The 16754-nt window shown below is 62.5% G+C and carries 16 protein-coding genes; 14 read left to right on the forward strand and 2 right to left on the reverse strand.

The window, feature by feature from the left end; translation table 11 throughout:
* Nucleotides 1-333, forward strand: a 333-nt coding sequence (locus tag ACH6CX_RS18175) for a hypothetical protein (protein ID WP_396676149.1), incomplete at its 5' end; no start/stop codon positions are given.
* A gap of 271 nt (nucleotides 334-604) precedes the next feature.
* Here ACH6CX_RS18175 and ACH6CX_RS18180 read toward each other — a convergent pair.
* Nucleotides 605-1390, reverse strand: coding sequence for a Stp1/IreP family PP2C-type Ser/Thr phosphatase (locus ACH6CX_RS18180; protein ID WP_232940960.1), 786 nt, complete (start codon nucleotides 1388-1390; stop codon nucleotides 605-607).
* Between the two features lie 465 nt (nucleotides 1391-1855).
* On the opposite strand from ACH6CX_RS18180, the gene ACH6CX_RS18185 reads away from it, so the two are divergent.
* From ACH6CX_RS18185 to ACH6CX_RS18220, 8 genes are all read left to right on the forward strand, one after another.
* Nucleotides 1856-2335, forward strand: coding sequence for a glutathione peroxidase (locus ACH6CX_RS18185; RefSeq protein ID WP_232940961.1), 480 nt, complete (start codon nucleotides 1856-1858; stop codon nucleotides 2333-2335).
* On the forward strand, nucleotides 2332-2829 hold the full coding sequence (locus ACH6CX_RS18190) for a MarR family winged helix-turn-helix transcriptional regulator (RefSeq protein ID WP_396676152.1): 498 nt from the start codon (nucleotides 2332-2334) through the stop codon (nucleotides 2827-2829). The genes ACH6CX_RS18185 and ACH6CX_RS18190 overlap by 4 nt, the downstream gene beginning before the upstream one ends.
* 373 nt (nucleotides 2830-3202) lie before the next feature.
* Nucleotides 3203-4738 (forward strand): 2-isopropylmalate synthase, encoded by a 1536-nt coding sequence (locus tag ACH6CX_RS18195; RefSeq protein WP_232940962.1) that lies wholly within the window; start codon nucleotides 3203-3205, stop codon nucleotides 4736-4738.
* A complete protein-coding gene (locus ACH6CX_RS18200) occupies nucleotides 4738-5559 on the forward strand; it encodes a hypothetical protein (protein WP_396676154.1) in 822 nt (273 codons plus the stop codon). Before ACH6CX_RS18195 ends, ACH6CX_RS18200 begins: the two co-directional genes overlap by 1 nt.
* Nucleotides 5556-6044 (forward strand): ribosomal protein S18-alanine N-acetyltransferase, encoded by a 489-nt coding sequence (rimI, locus tag ACH6CX_RS18205; RefSeq protein ID WP_396676156.1) that lies wholly within the window; start codon nucleotides 5556-5558, stop codon nucleotides 6042-6044. Before ACH6CX_RS18200 ends, rimI begins: the two co-directional genes overlap by 4 nt.
* Before the next feature lie 143 nt (nucleotides 6045-6187).
* Nucleotides 6188-7561 (forward strand): MATE family efflux transporter, encoded by a 1374-nt coding sequence (locus tag ACH6CX_RS18210; protein WP_396676158.1) that lies wholly within the window; start codon nucleotides 6188-6190, stop codon nucleotides 7559-7561.
* 53 nt (nucleotides 7562-7614) lie between these two features.
* Nucleotides 7615-8622: an alpha/beta fold hydrolase gene (locus tag ACH6CX_RS18215; RefSeq protein ID WP_396676160.1), complete on the forward strand. Its 1008-nt coding sequence runs from the start codon at nucleotides 7615-7617 to the stop codon at nucleotides 8620-8622.
* A 44-nt stretch (nucleotides 8623-8666) separates the two neighbouring features.
* Complete coding sequence (locus ACH6CX_RS18220) at nucleotides 8667-9044, forward strand: VOC family protein (RefSeq protein WP_232940967.1); 378 nt, start codon at nucleotides 8667-8669, stop codon at nucleotides 9042-9044.
* Between the two features lie 360 nt (nucleotides 9045-9404).
* Here the strand turns inward: ACH6CX_RS18220 and ACH6CX_RS18225 are convergent, their stop codons facing one another.
* Nucleotides 9405-11174, reverse strand: coding sequence for an aminopeptidase P family protein (locus tag ACH6CX_RS18225; RefSeq protein ID WP_396676163.1), 1770 nt, complete (start codon nucleotides 11172-11174; stop codon nucleotides 9405-9407).
* Between the two features lie 158 nt (nucleotides 11175-11332).
* Between ACH6CX_RS18225 and ACH6CX_RS18230 the strand changes: the two genes are divergently transcribed.
* From ACH6CX_RS18230 to ACH6CX_RS18250, 5 genes are all read left to right on the forward strand, one after another.
* Nucleotides 11333-12916 (forward strand): peptide chain release factor 3, encoded by a 1584-nt coding sequence (locus ACH6CX_RS18230; RefSeq protein ID WP_232940969.1) that lies wholly within the window; start codon nucleotides 11333-11335, stop codon nucleotides 12914-12916.
* Between the two features lie 89 nt (nucleotides 12917-13005).
* On the forward strand, nucleotides 13006-13617 hold the full coding sequence (locus ACH6CX_RS18235) for a lysophospholipid acyltransferase family protein (RefSeq protein WP_232940970.1): 612 nt from the start codon (nucleotides 13006-13008) through the stop codon (nucleotides 13615-13617).
* Between the two features lie 12 nt (nucleotides 13618-13629).
* Nucleotides 13630-14403: a TSUP family transporter gene (locus tag ACH6CX_RS18240; RefSeq protein ID WP_232940971.1), complete on the forward strand. Its 774-nt coding sequence runs from the start codon at nucleotides 13630-13632 to the stop codon at nucleotides 14401-14403.
* Between the two features lie 16 nt (nucleotides 14404-14419).
* Nucleotides 14420-14770, forward strand: a complete 351-nt coding sequence (locus ACH6CX_RS18245; protein WP_232940972.1) for a hypothetical protein — start codon at nucleotides 14420-14422, stop codon at nucleotides 14768-14770.
* Between the two features lie 14 nt (nucleotides 14771-14784).
* On the forward strand, nucleotides 14785-16191 hold the full coding sequence (locus tag ACH6CX_RS18250; protein WP_232940973.1) for a M20/M25/M40 family metallo-hydrolase: 1407 nt from the start codon (nucleotides 14785-14787) through the stop codon (nucleotides 16189-16191).
* Nucleotides 16192-16754 lie beyond the last annotated feature (563 nt).

Consider the following 16754-nt stretch of genomic DNA (forward strand, 5'->3'; position numbering starts at 1 on the left):
GATCGAACAATCTGCAGCTGCGCCAGGGATGGCGACTCAACAGCCCATCGCCCCTGCATGCAGGCTTCAATTGCAAAAGCCCTGATCGCTAACGCGGTCAGGGCTTTTTTTATGCCTTCAGATGACCGGTTCCTGTTTCGCAGAAAGCTGATGATGACTCGGGCCTGTCCGAACAAACAGCTGCCGCGCCATGGACGGCGACCAAGAGGCCCTGCGCCTCTGCATGAAGGCTTCTATCCCAAAAGCCCTGATTGCTTAGGCGGTCAGGGCTTTTTTATTGCCGGCGTCTACTTACCGCCCCTTCCGGAAACCGGCGCATTTTTACCCTATTAGCCCAGGCGGACGGGATAGGGCGTGTCGGGATCCATACCCATAGGTTATTCACAGGTCTATCCAAACCTTCTGTTGGTAACCTGGACCGGGGTAATTTTGCGGTGAATCCCGGCGGGGGCTGTGGACTAATTCAGCCTGCCTGGGTTTGTTCAGGGTTTACATGTAAAAGTGCAGGCTAACCGGGGCTGGCGCGCCGGACGTAACAGCTAGCAGCCCTAAATCGTGTTCGACGTGAGGACCGGGTGGGTAGAGGCTGGCTGGGACGAAGTGCTCAAACGGCCTCGCACTGGAACTCAATCATGCCAGCACTGATATTGTCCTTCCCGCCCATCCTGTTGGCTTCATCGATAAACCGGCGCGTGCATGTCAGTGCCGGGCGATGCGAGTTCAGGATTCTTTCCAGGCTGTTGTCATCCAGGTAGTCCGTCAGGCCGTCGCTGCAGAGCAGCAACAGGTTGTAGCCGGTCAACCGACGACTGTTAATGGATGGAGTGACTTCTGGGGTTACTCCCAGCGCGCGGGTAATCTGGTTGCGCAGTGTGGAGCGTCGCCCTTCCTCTTCGGTCAACTGGCCGCGGTCGATCAGCTCCTGCACATAACTATCATCCCGGGTCAGGCGTTGTATGCCCTGCTCAGACCAGAGGTAGGCACGGGAGTCCCCGACATGGGCGACCACCAGGAAGTCGCGCCAGATTGCCGCTGCGACAATGGTCGTGCCCATTTGGGCATGATCGGGTGTTGCCTGTTTCGCGTCGAGGATAAGCTGGTTGGCGGAGCATACGGCGGTAAGGAGGTTGCTGCGAATGGCCTCTTCCTGCTGGCGCGTTGGGGTAGCGAGGAAGTCACCGCTTATCAGCCGGGCAAGGCATTTCCTGATAGTTTCGGTGGCGATGGCACTTGCCCGCGCGCCGCCGCGGTGCCCGCCCATGCCATCAGCCAGAATCACAAAAGCAAAAGGGTGATCAGGGTCTTCCCAGTGGCATATGCAGTCTTCGTTCTCTTCCCTGAATAATCCAATATCAGTCTGTCCATCGACAGCCAACCGTACAGACGCCATCGCAGCGCGGCTCCTTTATACCTAGTTGTTACTTCTCCATTAGCAGTCGCGGGATCACTACCTGGCCGAAAGCGGCCGAAAGCCCCAACTCACTGCAAGATACGTTATTTGGGGCACGAGCTTAACCGGGTGTAAGAGCATGTAATAACTGTGCTGAATAATGGTGCAGATCCCTGGTAACAGGCGGACACGGGCTGCTTCGCCGTCCGTTATTGACGGGTTTTACAGGAGAGAGCAGCGTCCCCCGGCTGTATTTCCCCAACCGGTTTTTCCCGCGCACCGATCCCGCGCACCGTCAGGTGACGAGTCCTGGCGACCCGCCGTGGGGAGACCAGGGTGGCAATACACCAGCTGCCCGGATGCCGCATTCTTGAAAATTCAGTTGTAAGCAATTAGATTGTGCGCAATTGAATGCGGTAAATTGCCGTATCGAGTACAAAAGCAGCCAAATCAGGAGGCGATGCAATGAGCGATCTGTTCAGTATTCCGGTGAAGGCCCAGGACGGCAGCGAAACCTCGCTGGCCGAGCACAAGGGCAAAGTGCTGCTTGTGGTCAACACGGCCAGCAAGTGTGGATTTACTCCGCAGTACAAGGGCCTGCAGTCCCTGTATGAAAAGTACCGTGATCGCGGGCTGGAGGTGCTGGGTTTCCCCTGCAACCAGTTCGGTGGCCAGGAGCCGGGTGGGGATGATGAGATCCAGGAGTTCTGCGAACTTAACTTCGGTGTTTCCTTCCCGCTGTACTCCAAGCTGGAGGTGAATGGCCCGGGGGCGCACCCGCTCTTCAGCGAACTCAAGCAGCAGGCACCTGGCATCCTGGGTACCGAGCGGATCAAGTGGAACTTCACCAAGTTCCTGGTAAACCGCGAAGGACAGGTGGTGAAGCGCTTTGCGCCCAAGGACAAGCCGGAAGCGCTGGAGGACGAAATCGAGGCGCTGCTGTGAGCGACGCCGGCAGGCAGGCGTTTCCCTGCGATAGCGGGGATCCGCTGGCGCTGGACGGCCAGTTGTGTTTTGCCCTTTATGCCGCCTCCCGGGCAATGACCCGTGCCTACCAGCCGATGTTGCGGGACCTGGAGCTGACCTACCCCCAGTACCTGGTTCTACTGGTCCTCTGGGAGTGGGATGCCGCTGCGGCGCGCGGTGAATCGCCGGATGTCGGGGTCGGGGCCCTGGGCCGACGCCTGATGCTGGATTCCGGCACCATCACGCCCCTGCTCAAGCGCATGGAACAGCGCGGCCTGGTGAGCCGGTGGCGGGCTTCCCGCGACGAGAGGGTCACCCTGGTCGCCGTCACCGATAGCGGCCGTGCCCTGAAGCCGCGTGCCCAGGAGTGGGTTGAGCGACAGCTCGCTTCCTCGGCAATCACCCGTGAGGAAGTGGAGTCGTTGCGGGGCCAGCTGTGGCAGTTCCTGGAAAAACTGGGGAGCTCCGGTTGAGTCTCCCCACCTCTCGCCCCAGGCGTCTCCCGAGTCTATGAGTCGTACCCTTTCGCCTAATATTCCTGAAAAAATAGGACTGGCATCCTTTAAATTGCTCTTCAACTTTCATTATTAGGATGAGTGTTGACGCCTGATTGAGGGGCGGCGCATAATGCGGGCAGTTAACACAACGTCCAGATGGTCATGTTTACCAATCACTTCAAATCCTGGCATCTCTACCGCGCCCTAGCTTTCTCGCTACGACTGCCCGGCGGCGGCAGATAATTTTATTCCTTCCCCGTCACACAGAATTCCACACTTATTGTTGGTCAATGCGTAGACAGCCTGTGAGCGGCTGTTTAGCCTCGAGCCATAGCTTGGAGAGAGCCAGATGAACACTAAAAAAGATAAATTAGTCATTTTCGATACCACCCTGCGTGACGGCGAGCAGAGCCCCGGCGCGTCCATGACCAAAGACGAGAAAATCCGCATTGCCAAGATGCTGGAGCGGATGCGGGTCGACGTTATCGAGGCCGGATTCGCCATCGCCAGCCAGGGTGACTTCGATGCCGTGCAGGCGGTTGCGGAAGCCGTCAAGGACTCCCGCGTGTGCAGCCTGGCGCGTGCGGTGGGGCCGGATATCATCCGCGCCGGCGAGGCCCTGAAGAAAGCCAACGCCTCGCGTATCCATACGTTTATCGCCACCTCGCCAATCCACATGAAATACAAGCTCCAGATGGAGCCGGAAAAAGTGCTGGAGCAGGCGGTGGCAGCGGTGAAGCACGCGCGCCAGTTTACCGATGATGTGGAGTTTTCCCTCGAGGACGGCAGCCGTTCCGAGCCGGATTTCATGTACCGCATCATCGAGGCGGTGATTGCCGCCGGTGCCGGCACCATCAATATCCCCGATACCGTGGGTTACGGTGAGCCCGGTGAGTACGGTGCCATGTTCCGGCGCGTGATCGAGAACGTGCCCAATTCCGACCAGGCTATTTTCTCCACCCACTGCCACAACGACCTGGGCCTGGCCGTGGCCAACTCCCTGTCCGCGGTGATGAACGGCGTGCGCCAGGTGGAGTGCACCATCAACGGCCTGGGCGAGCGGGCCGGTAACGCCTCGCTGGAGGAAATCGTAATGGCGGTACAGACCCGCCATGACCTCTACCCGGTGGAAACCCGTATCGATCCCAGCCATATCGTGCCCACCTCGCGCATGGTTTCCTCCATCACCGGCTTCCCGGTGCAGCCCAACAAGGCAATTGTGGGGGCCAATGCTTTTGCCCATGAGTCCGGTATCCACCAGGACGGCGTGCTCAAGCACCGCGAGACCTACGAGATCATGCGGGCCGAGGACGTTGGCTGGGGTAATAACCGCCTGGTGCTGGGCAAGCATTCCGGCCGCGCCGCGGTAAAGGCCCGCTACGAGGAGCTGGGCCACAGCTTTGACGACCCGGCCGAGTTCCAGCTGGTGTTCCAGCGTTTCAAGGACCTGGCTGACAAGAAACACGAGATCTTCGATGAGGACCTGCAGTCCATCATGGCCGGGGCCCAGGAGCCGGTGGAGCGCTACCGTCTCGGGTCCATCGATGTGCACAGTCGCAGCGGCAACCGCCCGCGGGCGCAAATGCAGATCCTGATCGATGGCGCCGAGGTGAATGCGGAAGCGGACGGCAGCGGCCCGGTGGATGCCACCTTCAAGGCCATCGAGTCAGTGGTGAAGAGCGCCGCCGACCTGAAACTGTACTCGGTCAATGCCGTTACCCAGGGTACCGACTCCCAGGGCAGTGTGACCGTGCGGCTGGAACGCGACGGCCGGCTGGTCAACGGTGTCGGTGCCGATACCGATATCCTGGTTGCCTCTGCACAGGCCTACCTGGATGCCTTAAACTTGCTCGCCAGTGGAGAAAGCAAGAGAAAGGGCGTCTGATGCACGAACGACATCGCGCGGAATACCTGCAGGCGCTGGGCGTCACCAGCTATATGCCGCGCTTTGTAATGCCGCTGGCACCGGAGCCGCGCCAGGCGCAGCTGCCGCCAGCGGAGCCGGAAGAGGGCGCGGGGCAGGCCGGCCGCCCGCTGCCACGCTCGGCCGCCCAGCTGGTTGAGGCGCCCCCCGAGCCGGTGCCCACCCCGGTTGCGGATGCCGGCACCGCTCCCCCGCCGCCATCGCCATCCGCGCCACAGCCGGAAGTGCTGCGTGAGGTAGGCGCTATCACGCGCGAGACCCGGGCTGAGCCCGCACCCGCGCGCCCCACCGAGCTGGCGCCTCCGCGCCAGGAAGTGGAGCCCTTTGTCCTCAGCTGCTGGTGGCTCGGCGATGAGCTGCTGGCGGTGGACAGCCGCGAGCCCGGTGCAGCGCTGCCGGTGGACGCGCTGTTCAACAATATGGTTCGGGCCATGGGCTGGCATGAACTGCCGCGGGAGCAGGATCGCCTGCGCTGGCCGCTGGCGGAAAACCGCTTTGCCGGCCCGGCCGCTGCCAGCGACGCCCGCGATACCTGTTCCAGCTGGCTGGAGGCCGCCAGCGCGCGCCGCCCGGTCAAGTCCATCTGGCTGATGGGGTCCCAGGCACACCAGTTCTGTTCCCCGATCCCCCTCGATGGCACCGGGCAGCAGACCGGTGACTGGAATGGCATCCGCCTGCTGGCCATGCCCAGTCTCAGTGAACTGCTGCGTGAGCCCGGTCGCAAGCGCGACGTCTGGCAACTGCTGCGGCAGAGCTATCCCGAGCAGACCCGCAGCCGGTGATCCCCCCCGCCAATTCTACCGCCGCCGATTTCCCGGTCGCCGGTGCGCGACTGCGCGCGGCGGGCGCCGCCGACAGTGTTGCGCTGGCGCAACTGGCACATAGTGCTCACAGCCATCCCTGGAGCGAGCGCCAATACCTCGACAGCCTGGAAGCCGGCCATGCAACCTTATTGCTGGAGAGCGCGGCGGGCGAGCTGATAGCCTGTTGTGTGGTTTCACAACTTTTTGATGAGGCCGAGATCCTGGATGTGGCGGTCGCCCCCCGCTGGCGCCGGCGTGGCATTGCACGGGCCCTGCTGCAACAGGTTATCGACCGGCTTCCGGAGGGCACCAGCCGCCTGCTGCTGGACGTACGTGCCTCCAACGAGGCCGCCCGCGGCCTCTATGCGGGACTGGGCTTCGTCGAGGACGGGGTGCGCCGCAACTACTATCCCGCTACCGGCGGCGGTCGCGAGGATGCCATCCTGATGAGTTGTGCGCTCTAGCCTCAGGGCCTGGCAGTAATCTCTCCGTCGGGGCATCTCGCCGAGAGTCGCCGGACCCCGCTGGCAAGACACTGGTAGAATACCGGCATTCATCGCAAACCAATGTAGCCGCGGCGGCCTGCCCGCTGCGCCCAGGGTATTTCATGGCGTTATCCGGCAAAAATCCCTCACTGCTCGAAGGCCCCGTTGCGGGACACCTGCAACGCCTGGCGCTCCCCATGGTGTGGGGCATCCTCGCCACCATGTCCTTCAATGTGGTGGATACCTATTTCGTGGCACAGCTGGGCAACGCCCAGCTGGCGGCGATGAGTTTCACCTTCCCGGTGGTGATGGTGATCAACGCCTTTGCCATCGGCCTGGGGGCGGGGACCTCCTCGGCGGTGGCACGGGCCTACGGTGCCGGTGACCTGGAACGGGTGCGCCGCCTGGTAACCGACGCCGCCATGCTGGCATTCCTGGTGGCGCTGGCGATCAGTGTGGTGGGGCTCGCCACCATCAATCCGCTGTTCCGGCTGCTGGGGGCGGAAGAGGCGATGCTGCCGCTGATCGCCGACTATATGGTGCCCTGGTACCTGGGCGCGACCTTCGCGGTCGTGCCCATGGTGTGCCTGTCGGCCCTGCGCGCCATCGGCAACAGCTGGGTCACCGGGCGGATCATGGTGGCGGTTGCCCTGTTCAACCTGGTGCTGGACCCGCTGTTGATCTTCGGGCTGCTGGGCTTCCCCCGACTCGAATTGCAGGGCGCCGCCCTGTCCACTGTGATCGCCCGCGGTGTCAGCTTTGTCGCCGCCCTCTATTTCCTGATCCGCAAGGAGCACCTGCTGGCCGCACCGCAGCTGCGCCCGGCGGCCCTGCTGCAGTCCTGGCGCACGGTCCTCAAGGTGGGGCTGCCGGCCATTGCGACCAATGTGATTATCCCCATGGCCGGCGGTGTGGTGGTGGCGCTGGTAGCCGTGCACGGCGCAGAGGCGGTGGCCGGCCTCGGTGTGGCCCTGCGGATCGAGCCGCTGGCGCTGATCGTGTTCTACGCCCTGTCGTCCGTGGTCGGGCCATTTATGGGGCAGAACGCCGGTGCCGGCAAGGTGGACCGCATGCGGGAGACCGTGAGTGTGCTGGCCCGTTTCTGCGTGGGCTTCGGCCTGCTGCTGGCGGCGGTGCTGTATGTTGCCGGGGAACCCCTGGTGCGCCTGTTCAGTGACTCGGGCGAGGTGATCGCGGTGGCGGTGGCCTACCTCACACTGGTGCCGTTCAGTTATGCCGGGTATGGTTTCGTGATGTCCGCCAACGCGTCCTTCAATGGCCTGGGCCGGCCGCTGCCGGCGACCCTGATTTCCTTCCTGCGGGTACTGGGTATCTACCTGCCGCTGGCGTGGGTCGGCAACCAGGTGTGGGGAATCACCGGCCTGTTCGCAGCCACGGCGGCTTCCAACCTGCTGTTGGGGGCTCTGGCCTGGTGGTGGTTGCGTCGTACCGTGAGCGGACATGAATACAGTGAGGCACACTTGCAGGCCCAGTGACGGTAGCCACCGCTGCCGCCGCAGAAACAATAACAAGAATGCGGAGTTGCACCATGCACAAGTTGAACCTTTTCCTCGGCGCGCTGTTGCTCAGTGTCGCCGCTGGCGCTGCCCCGGCTGACCCTGGCAAGGGTGCTGCCGCAAAAAGCGCCCCCAATCCCTTCGACAGCCACCCGATCCACTTTGCGGCCGTGAATGAGGTGTCCATTGCCTACCAGGATATGGGCCCCCGTGATGCCGAGCCGGTATTGCTGGTGATGGGGCTGGGCGCGCAGATGCTGCACTGGGGCGACACCCTGGTGCAGGGATTGCTGGATGCCGGGTTCCGGGTGGTGGTATTTGATAACCGCGATGCCGGCCTGTCACAGAAGTTCTACGACCTCTCTGCACCTCCGGTGTGGTGGACCATGGTCAAGGACAAGGTCGGCCTGGACCCCGACCCGGCTTATACACTGGAAGACATGGCCGCGGATGCCATCGGCCTACAGGACGTGCTGGGTATCGAGCGCGCCCATGTAGTGGGCGCTTCCATGGGTGGCATGATTGCCCAGGTGATCGCAGCCCGGTACCCGCAGCGCCTGCGCAGCCTGACTTCCATTATGTCCAGCTCCGGTGCGGCGGGATTGCCGGAGGCGCAGCCGCAGGCCCTCGAGGCCCTGGCCAGCGCCGCGGAGCGCGCGCCCAACCGGGCGGAGGGTATCGAAAAGGGAGTGGCTATCTCCCGGGCACTGGGGTCCCCGGAATACTTCGATGACGCCGATGCCCGGCAGCGGGTCGAGCGTGTCGCCAACCGCGGTGGCTTTGGCCCGGGCATGGTGCGGCAGTTCGAGGCGATTGTCGCCAGCGGTGATCGCTCGGCGCTCCTACAGGAAATTGACGTCCCCACACTGGTGATCCACGGCGCGGCGGACCCGCTGCTGCCGGTGGCCCACGGCCGTGACACGGCGGAGAAAATTCCCGGTGCAGACTTTGTCGTCATCCCCGGCATGGGCCACACCTTTGGGCCGGTCGCCAGTGAGCGTGTGCTCGGAAAACTGGTGCCCTTCCTGGGGAACCACTGAGAAAAGGCTGTAAAACAACCTGGTTCAGGGCAGGGAGCATAACGATGAAGATGGAACTCGGCGCATTCTCGATCAGCCTCGCGGTAAAGGACCTGGAGAAGTCCAGGGCCTTTTATGAAAAGCTGGGGTTCGAGTCTCTGGGCGGAGACCCCGCGCAGAAATGGCTGATCCTGAAGAATGGCGATCACGTGATCGGGCTTTTTGAGGGGATGTTTGAGAAAAACATCCTGACCTTCAACCCGGGCTGGGACCAGGGCGCGAACAGGCTGCCCGCGTTTACGGACGTGCGGCAGTTGCAGAAAGCGCTCAGGGGGCAGGGCGCGACGTTCAGCGAGGAAGCTGATGAGTCATCTTCCGGGCCAGCGTATTTCGTGATGGAAGACCCGGACGGCAACCCGATACTGGTAGACCAGCATGTATAGGTATTGTTCGCCTCGCCCTTCCCGGGAGGGACGGGCCAACGGTTGATCAGGAGCCAGTTCCGGCCAGTCCACCGTGACCGGAAGAAAATCCACACAAGGCCAGCGAAGGGTGGAAATAGTATGAGGGCGAAAACGGCAACATTCTGCTGTATCGGGGTGTCGGTACTCTTTGCCCTGTCAATTGTCCTTTGCGCCCACTTTCTCCAGGGGAGCGACAATACAGGCCTGGTGACCTAATTCCTGGTGGCGGCCTGGTTTGTGCCTTTCTCTTATTTCAGTCGCGTAGCGGCAAGGGCCACAAATAGCTGAACCGCCACACTGGCCAGCCATTGGTGTGGCCGGTGTGAGGTTTTTTCGCTGTCAGTGGAGCGGCTGTGTGGCCTCTTTCAGCCAGGCCCGGGTCTTCTCGTTGACCAGTGGCAGCAACGTCTCGCACACACGCTGGTGATAGTTGTTCAACCAGGCCAGCTCCTGCTCGGTGAGCAGCTCGCGTTTGACCAGGCGCTGGTCGATCGGCGCCAGGGTCAGTTCGCTGAATTCAAGGAAGCCGGGGTGCTGCTCGCTCTCCTTCACATAGACCAGGTTCTCGATACGGATACCGTACTGGCCGGTGAGGTAGAAGCCGGGCTCGTTGGACAGGATCATGCCCGCCCGCAGCGCCACACCGCTGCTCGCCTTGCCGATCCGCTGTGGCCCCTCATGTACGCTAAGGAAGCTGCCGACCCCATGGCCGGTGCCGTGGGCGTAATCCAGCCCGGCGTCCCACAGTGACTTGCGCGCAAAGGCATCAATCTGCTCGCCACAGGTCCCGGCAGGGAAGCGCAGGGCAGCGATGGCGATATGGCCCTTGAGTACGCGGGTGAAATGCTCGCGGGCGTGTTCGGGAAAGTCGCCGAGCGCCACCGTGCGGGTGACATCGGTGGTGCCGTCCGGGTACTGGCCGCCGGAGTCGATCAGGTAGAGGCCCTCGGGCTTCATGGTGAGGCTCGACTCGGGGCTGACCCGGTAGTGCACGATGGCGCCGTTGGGGCCATAGCCGGAGATGGAGTCGAAGCTGTCGTCGGTAAAGCCCTCGCGCTGCTCCCGTTTCTCCCGCAGCAGCCGTACCGCCTCCAGCTCACCAAAACCCCCGGCAGCCACTTTTTCTGGCAGCTCTGCCAGGAATTCGCACAGGGCGGCGCCGTCGCGCTCGTGGGCGGCCTGCGAGCCCGCCAACTCGGCCGGGTTCTTGAGCGCCTTGGCGGCGGTAATGGGGTCGCGTTCCAGCAGCAGTTCCATCTCCCGGGCGCGCAGCTGCTGCAGGGTCCAGCGGTTGGCCAGCCCCGGGTCCACCCAGATCTTTGCCACATGCTGGCGCCGGGCGGCGTCGAACAGTGATTCCTTGTCGTGCACCAGGCTCACATCGTTGCCCAGGTGCCGGCGCAGTGCCTCGCCGGTGGCGGCCTCCGCCAGGTAAAGGGTGGCGCTGCCATCGCGGTAGAGAATGGCGCAGGACAGGGCGACTGGAAGATGCGGGATGTCGTCACCGCGAATATTGAACAGCCAGGCGCACACCTCCGGGTTTGCCAGCCACAGGGCGTCGGCGGGCTTGTCCGCCAGCAGCTCGGCGATGCGTTTGCGCTTGCTGGCCGAGTCCTCGCCGGTGAAGGTCTCGGGGTGGGGACGCGCGGCGCCACTGGGGCTGGTTGGCCGGTCGGCCCAGATCGCATCGATGGGGTTGGTCTCCAGCGGGCGCAGCTCGATCCCCCGTTCAGCCAGGCGTTTGGCCAGTGGCGCCAGGCCCGGTTCGGTGTGAAGGCGCGGGTCGTAGCCCAGCGCATCGCCGGCCCTGAGGTTGTCGCACAGCCAGCGGGCAATAGCCTCGGCGTTCAGGTCCTGCTGCTCGATGGGCTGGTCGCCGATCTGCTGCTGGGCCTGGATGGTATAGCGCCCATCCACAAACAGGGCGGCCCGGTCGCCTGCCAGCGCTGCCAGGCCGGCGGAACCGTCAAAGCCGGTCAGCCAGGCCAGTCGCTCGTCGGAGGCGGGCACATACTCGTTCTGGTACTCGTCACCGCGGGGGACCAGGAGCCCCTGCACCTGCTGACCCGCCAGTTCCTCGCGCAGCGCCTGTAAGCGTTCACTACTCATGCAGCCTCCGAAACCTCTTGCCTTTAGTGGACCGAACGGCTCGCGCGGTCGCTAATCTCTGGAAACGCGCAGTGTAGCGGACTGGTCTCTTTCATGCCCGCTGCCGTGTATAATGCGCGCCTTCTTTTTGTACAGACGTCGAGTCGATTTTCTAGATTATGGGCCAGAGTTCCTCCCTGGCGGGCATTGGCGGCCGCCGTACCTTCGCCATCATTTCTCACCCGGACGCCGGTAAGACGACCGTGACCGAAAAGCTGCTGCTGTTCGGGAACGCCATCCAGCTGGCGGGCTCGGTCAAGGGCAAGAAGGGCCCGCACGCCCGCTCGGACTGGATGACCATGGAGCAGGAGCGGGGCATTTCCGTGACCTCGTCGGTCATGCAGTTCCCGTACCGGGACCGCACGGTCAACCTGCTGGATACCCCGGGCCACGAAGATTTCTCGGAGGATACCTACCGGGTACTGACCGCCGTGGACTCGGCGCTGATGGTGATCGATGGCGCCAAGGGCGTCGAGGACCGCACCATCAAACTGATGAACGTGTGCCGCCTGCGCACCACGCCGATCCTGTCGTTTATCAACAAACTCGACCGCGATATCCGCGACCCAATCGAGGTGATGGACGAGATCGAGGAAGTGCTGGATATCCAGGCCGCACCCATCAACTGGCCGCTGGGCTCCGGCCAGCACTTCAAGGGTGTGTACAACCTCTATACCGACACCATCCATGTGTTCAAGCAGGGCCAGGGCCACACCATTCCCGAGGATATCCAGATCCAGGGGCTGGACAGTGACGAGGCCACCGAGCTGCTGGGCGAGTACGCCGACGAGATCCGCGAGGAGATCGAGCTGGTCCGGGGCGCCACCCACGAATTCGACCTGGAGGCCTACCTGGCGGGCAAGCTGACCCCGGTATTCTTCGGTACTGCACTGGGCAACTTCGGCGTGCGCGAGATGCTCGATGGCTTTGTCGAGTGGGCCCCGGGCCCCCAGCCGCGCGAGACCAACGAGCGCACTGTGACCCCGGATGAGAAAAAGTTCTCCGGTTTCGTGTTCAAGATCCAGGCAAACATGGACCCCAAGCACCGGGACCGCATTGCCTTTATGCGCGTCTGTTCCGGCACCTATCATCGCGGCATGAAGATGAAGCATGTACGCATCGGCAAGGATGTGAAGATCGCCGATGCGGTGACCTTCATGGCCGGCGACCGTACCCACGTGGAAGAGGCCATTGCCGGCGATATCATCGGCCTGCACAACCACGGCACCATCCAGATTGGCGATACCTTTACCGAGGGCGAGCAGCTCAAGTTTACCGGTATCCCCAACTTTGCCCCGGAGCTGTTCCGCCGCATCCGCCTGAAGGACCCGCTGAAGCTCAAGCAGCTGCAGAAGGGCCTGCAGCAGCTGTCCGAGGAGGGTTCCACCCAGGTATTCTTCCCGCTGGACACCAATGACATCATCGTTGGCGCCGTGGGGGTGCTGCAGTTCGAGGTGGTGGCCTACCGCCTGAAGGACGAGTACAAGGTGGAAGCCATTTACGAAAACGTGAATGTACACACGGCCCGCTGGGTGGACAGCGAGAGCGGCAAGGAGCTGGATAACTTCAAACGCAAGGCCAGCACCAACCTGGCGCTGGACGGGTCTGGCCACCTGACCTACCTGGCGCCCACACGGGTGAATCTGCAGCTGGCGGAAGAGCGCTACCCGGAGATCCGCTTCTACGCCACCCGCGAGCACTGATTATTCCCGCTCCCCTTGTCCCGGGGGGCGGAGAAACAAACTTGTAGCAGCCTGCCCGCAGGCGAGAGCAGTCACGAGAGAACAATAAAGTGAGCACGATTCCAGAAAATATACCCGAAGAGGTGCCGCGCATTGGTAACGGGTTCACCAGCGGCGTGGGCCTGTTGTTTATCAAGATGCTGGGCTGGCGCTTCGAGGGCAACCTGCCCGCGGAAAAGAAGGTGATGGTGGCCCTGGCCCCGCACACTTCCAACTGGGATTTTGTGGTGGCCATGCCGATGATCCTGGCGCTGAGGGTGAAGATCTCTTTCATGATGAAGAAAGAGGCCTTCTTCTTCCCGTTCAAGCGACTGTTCATGTGGCTGGGCGGCCTGCCCACCGACCGCAGCTCTCCCCGTGGCCTGGCCCAGCAGATGTCCAGGGCCTACCGCAGCAACGACAAGATGTGGATGGCAATCACTCCCGAGGGAACGCGCAAAAGGGTGAGCAAGTGGAAAACGGGCTTCCTGCGCATCGCCTACGCGGCGGACGTCCCGATCCTGTTGATCGCCTGGGACTTCCCCAACAAGCGGATCTGCGTGGACTCCCTGTACCAGCCTACCGGCAACCTGGATGAGGACATGGCCGAGATCCAGCGCCGCTTCGCCAGCTACCGCGGGCGCAAGCCGGAAAACCAGACCCCGGTCACCGGGGATAACTGATCCCGGAGCACTGTGGAAGCGATCGCCGGCGAGCTGTCACTGTTTACCTACCTGATACTGTCCGCAGTGGCCTTTGCCGCGGGCTTTATCAGTGCAATCGCCGGCGCCGGCGGCATGATTACCCTGCCGGCACTGCTGTGGGCGGGCATCCCGCCGCTGGACGCCCTGGGCACCAACAAGTTCCAGAGCGTGTTCGGCACCCTGTCTTCGGCGATCAACTACTTCCAGAAGGGCCACCTGGACCTGCGGCCGCTGTGGCCGGGCCTGTTCGCCGCCATCGGCGGCGCGGCGCTGGGTACCTGGAGCGTTACCCGGCTGGGTGGTGAACAACTGCAGGTACTGCTGCCGATCCTGCTGATTGCCATCGCGGTGTATTTCGCCTTCTCACCGCGTATTGCCGACGTGGATTCCCAGCCGCGGATGCGCAACGGCACCTTCAACCTGTTTGTGGGTGGGGGCATCGGCTTTTACGGCGGCTTTTTCGGGCCCGGCATGGGCTCGTTCTACGCGCTGGCCTTCGCCGCGCTGCTGGGATACAACATGCGCAGGGCAACCGCCCACACCAAGCCGCTGGTGCTGGCCACCAATGCCACCTCCATGGTGATCTTTATGGCCGGCGGGCACCTGTTCCTGTGGCTGGCACTGTGCATGTCCGCCGCCCAGGCGGTGGGGGCCCGGCTGGGCTCCAACCTGGTGGTGGCCCGCGGCGCGCAGCTGGTGCGCCCGGTGATCATCCTGGCCACCATCGCGGTGGCGGCGCGGCTACTGGTCGATAACCTGGGATAAGCGGAGAGAGCGCCATATGACGGTGGTACTGACCCTGCTGATTTCATTTGCAACCTTTGCCCTGATAGTCTGGGCACTGATGCATATGCGCACCCCGCGTTTCCGCATGGAAAGGGAACAGTTTGTGCAGGGGCTGGAGGACGTGATTACCGGGCAGGCGGATGACAACGAGTGGCGGGTGCTGACCGGCTACCCGATGCGCCACGACCCGGAACTGGAAGAGGTCCGCCTGCAATGCCTCGAGATCGAGGAAAAGGAATATACCGGGCAGATGCCCTACCTGTTTACGGAGGCCGGCCTGGATCGCCTGCGCGAAGTACGTGAGCAGTTACTGACAACCGAACCTGACAAGAACCTGAAGAAGTAATCAAGGATAACCACATGCTGAAACCATTGCTGTCCCTGACCGGGGGCCTGGTCGCGGCCCTCGCGGTCAGCGCACTGCACGCCAAGCCGCTCTCTGATGAAGACCTGTCGGTGGCCGAGGTCCTGCGTGACCGTGCCCTGGAAACCTCCGATGCCTACAGCATTGTCGAGTCCCTGACCGTGGAAGTGGGTCCGCGCCCCGCCGGTTCCGCCGGCGACCGCCGCGCCGTGGCCTGGGCCCAGGAAAAAATGAAGGAACTGGGCTTTGACCGCGTCTACACCGAGCAGATCGAGGTCCCGCGCTGGAACCGTGGCCACGCCCACGCGCGCGTCACCGCGCCTTTCCCGCAACCGCTGGTAGTGACCTCCCTGGGTTACTCCGTGGGTACCCCGGAAGGCGGCATCACCGCCGAGATCGTGGAACTCCCGGACGTCGAGGCCCTGATGAAGGCCCCGGCCAGCAAAGTGAAGGGCAAGATCGTATTTATCAACAAGCGCATGGAGCGCACCCGCACCGGTGAGGGCTACGGCCCGGTCGTGGGTGGCCGCAGCCAGGGGATGCGCAACGCCGCCGAGAAAGGCGCCGCTGCCCTGATGATCCGTTCCGTGGGCACCGATTCCGACCGCTTCGCCCACACCGGCATGATGTCTGTCGAGGGCGTCGACAACCCGGTGCCGGCGCTGGCCCTGTCCGCCCCGGACGCCAACCTGCTGGAGGCCATGCTGGAGCGCGGCAAGCCGGTGGAAGTAAAACTGGATGTACACAACCAGCGCCTGGAAGACGGCCCATCGTTCAATGTGATCGGCGAAATCACCGGCCGTGAGAACCCGGAAGAGGTGATGGTCATCGGTGCCCACCTGGACTCCTGGGATGAAGGCACCGGCGCCCTGGATGATGGCGCCGGCGTGGCCGTGGTAATGGAAACCGCGCGCCTGATCGCCGAGCTGCCGCAGCGCCCGCGCCGTACCCTGCGGGTGATCCTGTACGGTGCCGAGGAGATCGGCCTGGTGGGTTCCAAGCAGTACGTCGAGGCCCACCAGGACGAGCTGGACAACATCATTGCCGTGTCCGAATCTGATTTCGGTGCCGGCAAGATCTGGCGCTTCGACACCCGCCTGCCGGAGACCAAGTTCGACATCGCCGACCAGATGATGCAGCTGCTGGCCCCGCTGGGCATCGAGCGCGGCAACAACAAGTCCTACGGCGGTCCGGACAGCAGCGTCTTCGTGGCCCAGGGCGTACCGGCCTTCGGCCTGTACCAGGACGGTACAGACTACTTCGACTACCACCACACGCCCAACGACACACTGGACAAGGTGGACCCGGAGAACCTGAAGCAGAACGTAGCGGCCTGGGTGGTAATGTCCTTCCTGGCCACAGAAATGGAAGGCGACCTGGGACGCGTGCCGACCGAGCACTGATTCCCCATGTCTGGACATCAGTACCAGTTGCGCCAAAACCCCGCCCTGTGCGGGGTTTTTTGTGCCCGTTTGCCTGAATAAGTGCCGTGTTCAGAAGCCACAGGCTTATGAACAAGGTGTCGGGCCACCTAACTCGCTGATTTAAAGGGACTTTCCAGAAAAGACTTCGTGTTCAAGAGCCAGCCCGGCTGCAGTTCTAACAGGTTGGGGGCTCATTAATGCAAGTGGAATATATTTGAAGAAAGTCTATCAGATTGATTTTATAGGGGATTTGGATTTGCCATTGTGCTCCACCTGCGAGATAAAGAGCCAAATGGATATAGAGCCACTGGCTTCTGAATAAAACTGTTATATATCATGAATAGCCAAGCAGAAAAAACGCGTAAATTTGTAAGTTCACTGACTAGCATACTGTTCGCAGTATCGGCGTTAGGTGAAGACTTACCCACGATTAGTAGACACCCTGTATAGTTAGGTTTCGGCCTAACACGGAGGTGTACCATGGGTAAGAAGAGAGCTCAGGCGTATACGGAAGAGTTTCGCAGAGAGGCGGTCAAGAGGGC

This window comes from Microbulbifer sp. JSM ZJ756 (assembly GCF_044383805.1).
GTDB lineage: Bacteria > Pseudomonadota > Gammaproteobacteria > Pseudomonadales > Cellvibrionaceae > Microbulbifer > Microbulbifer zhoushanensis.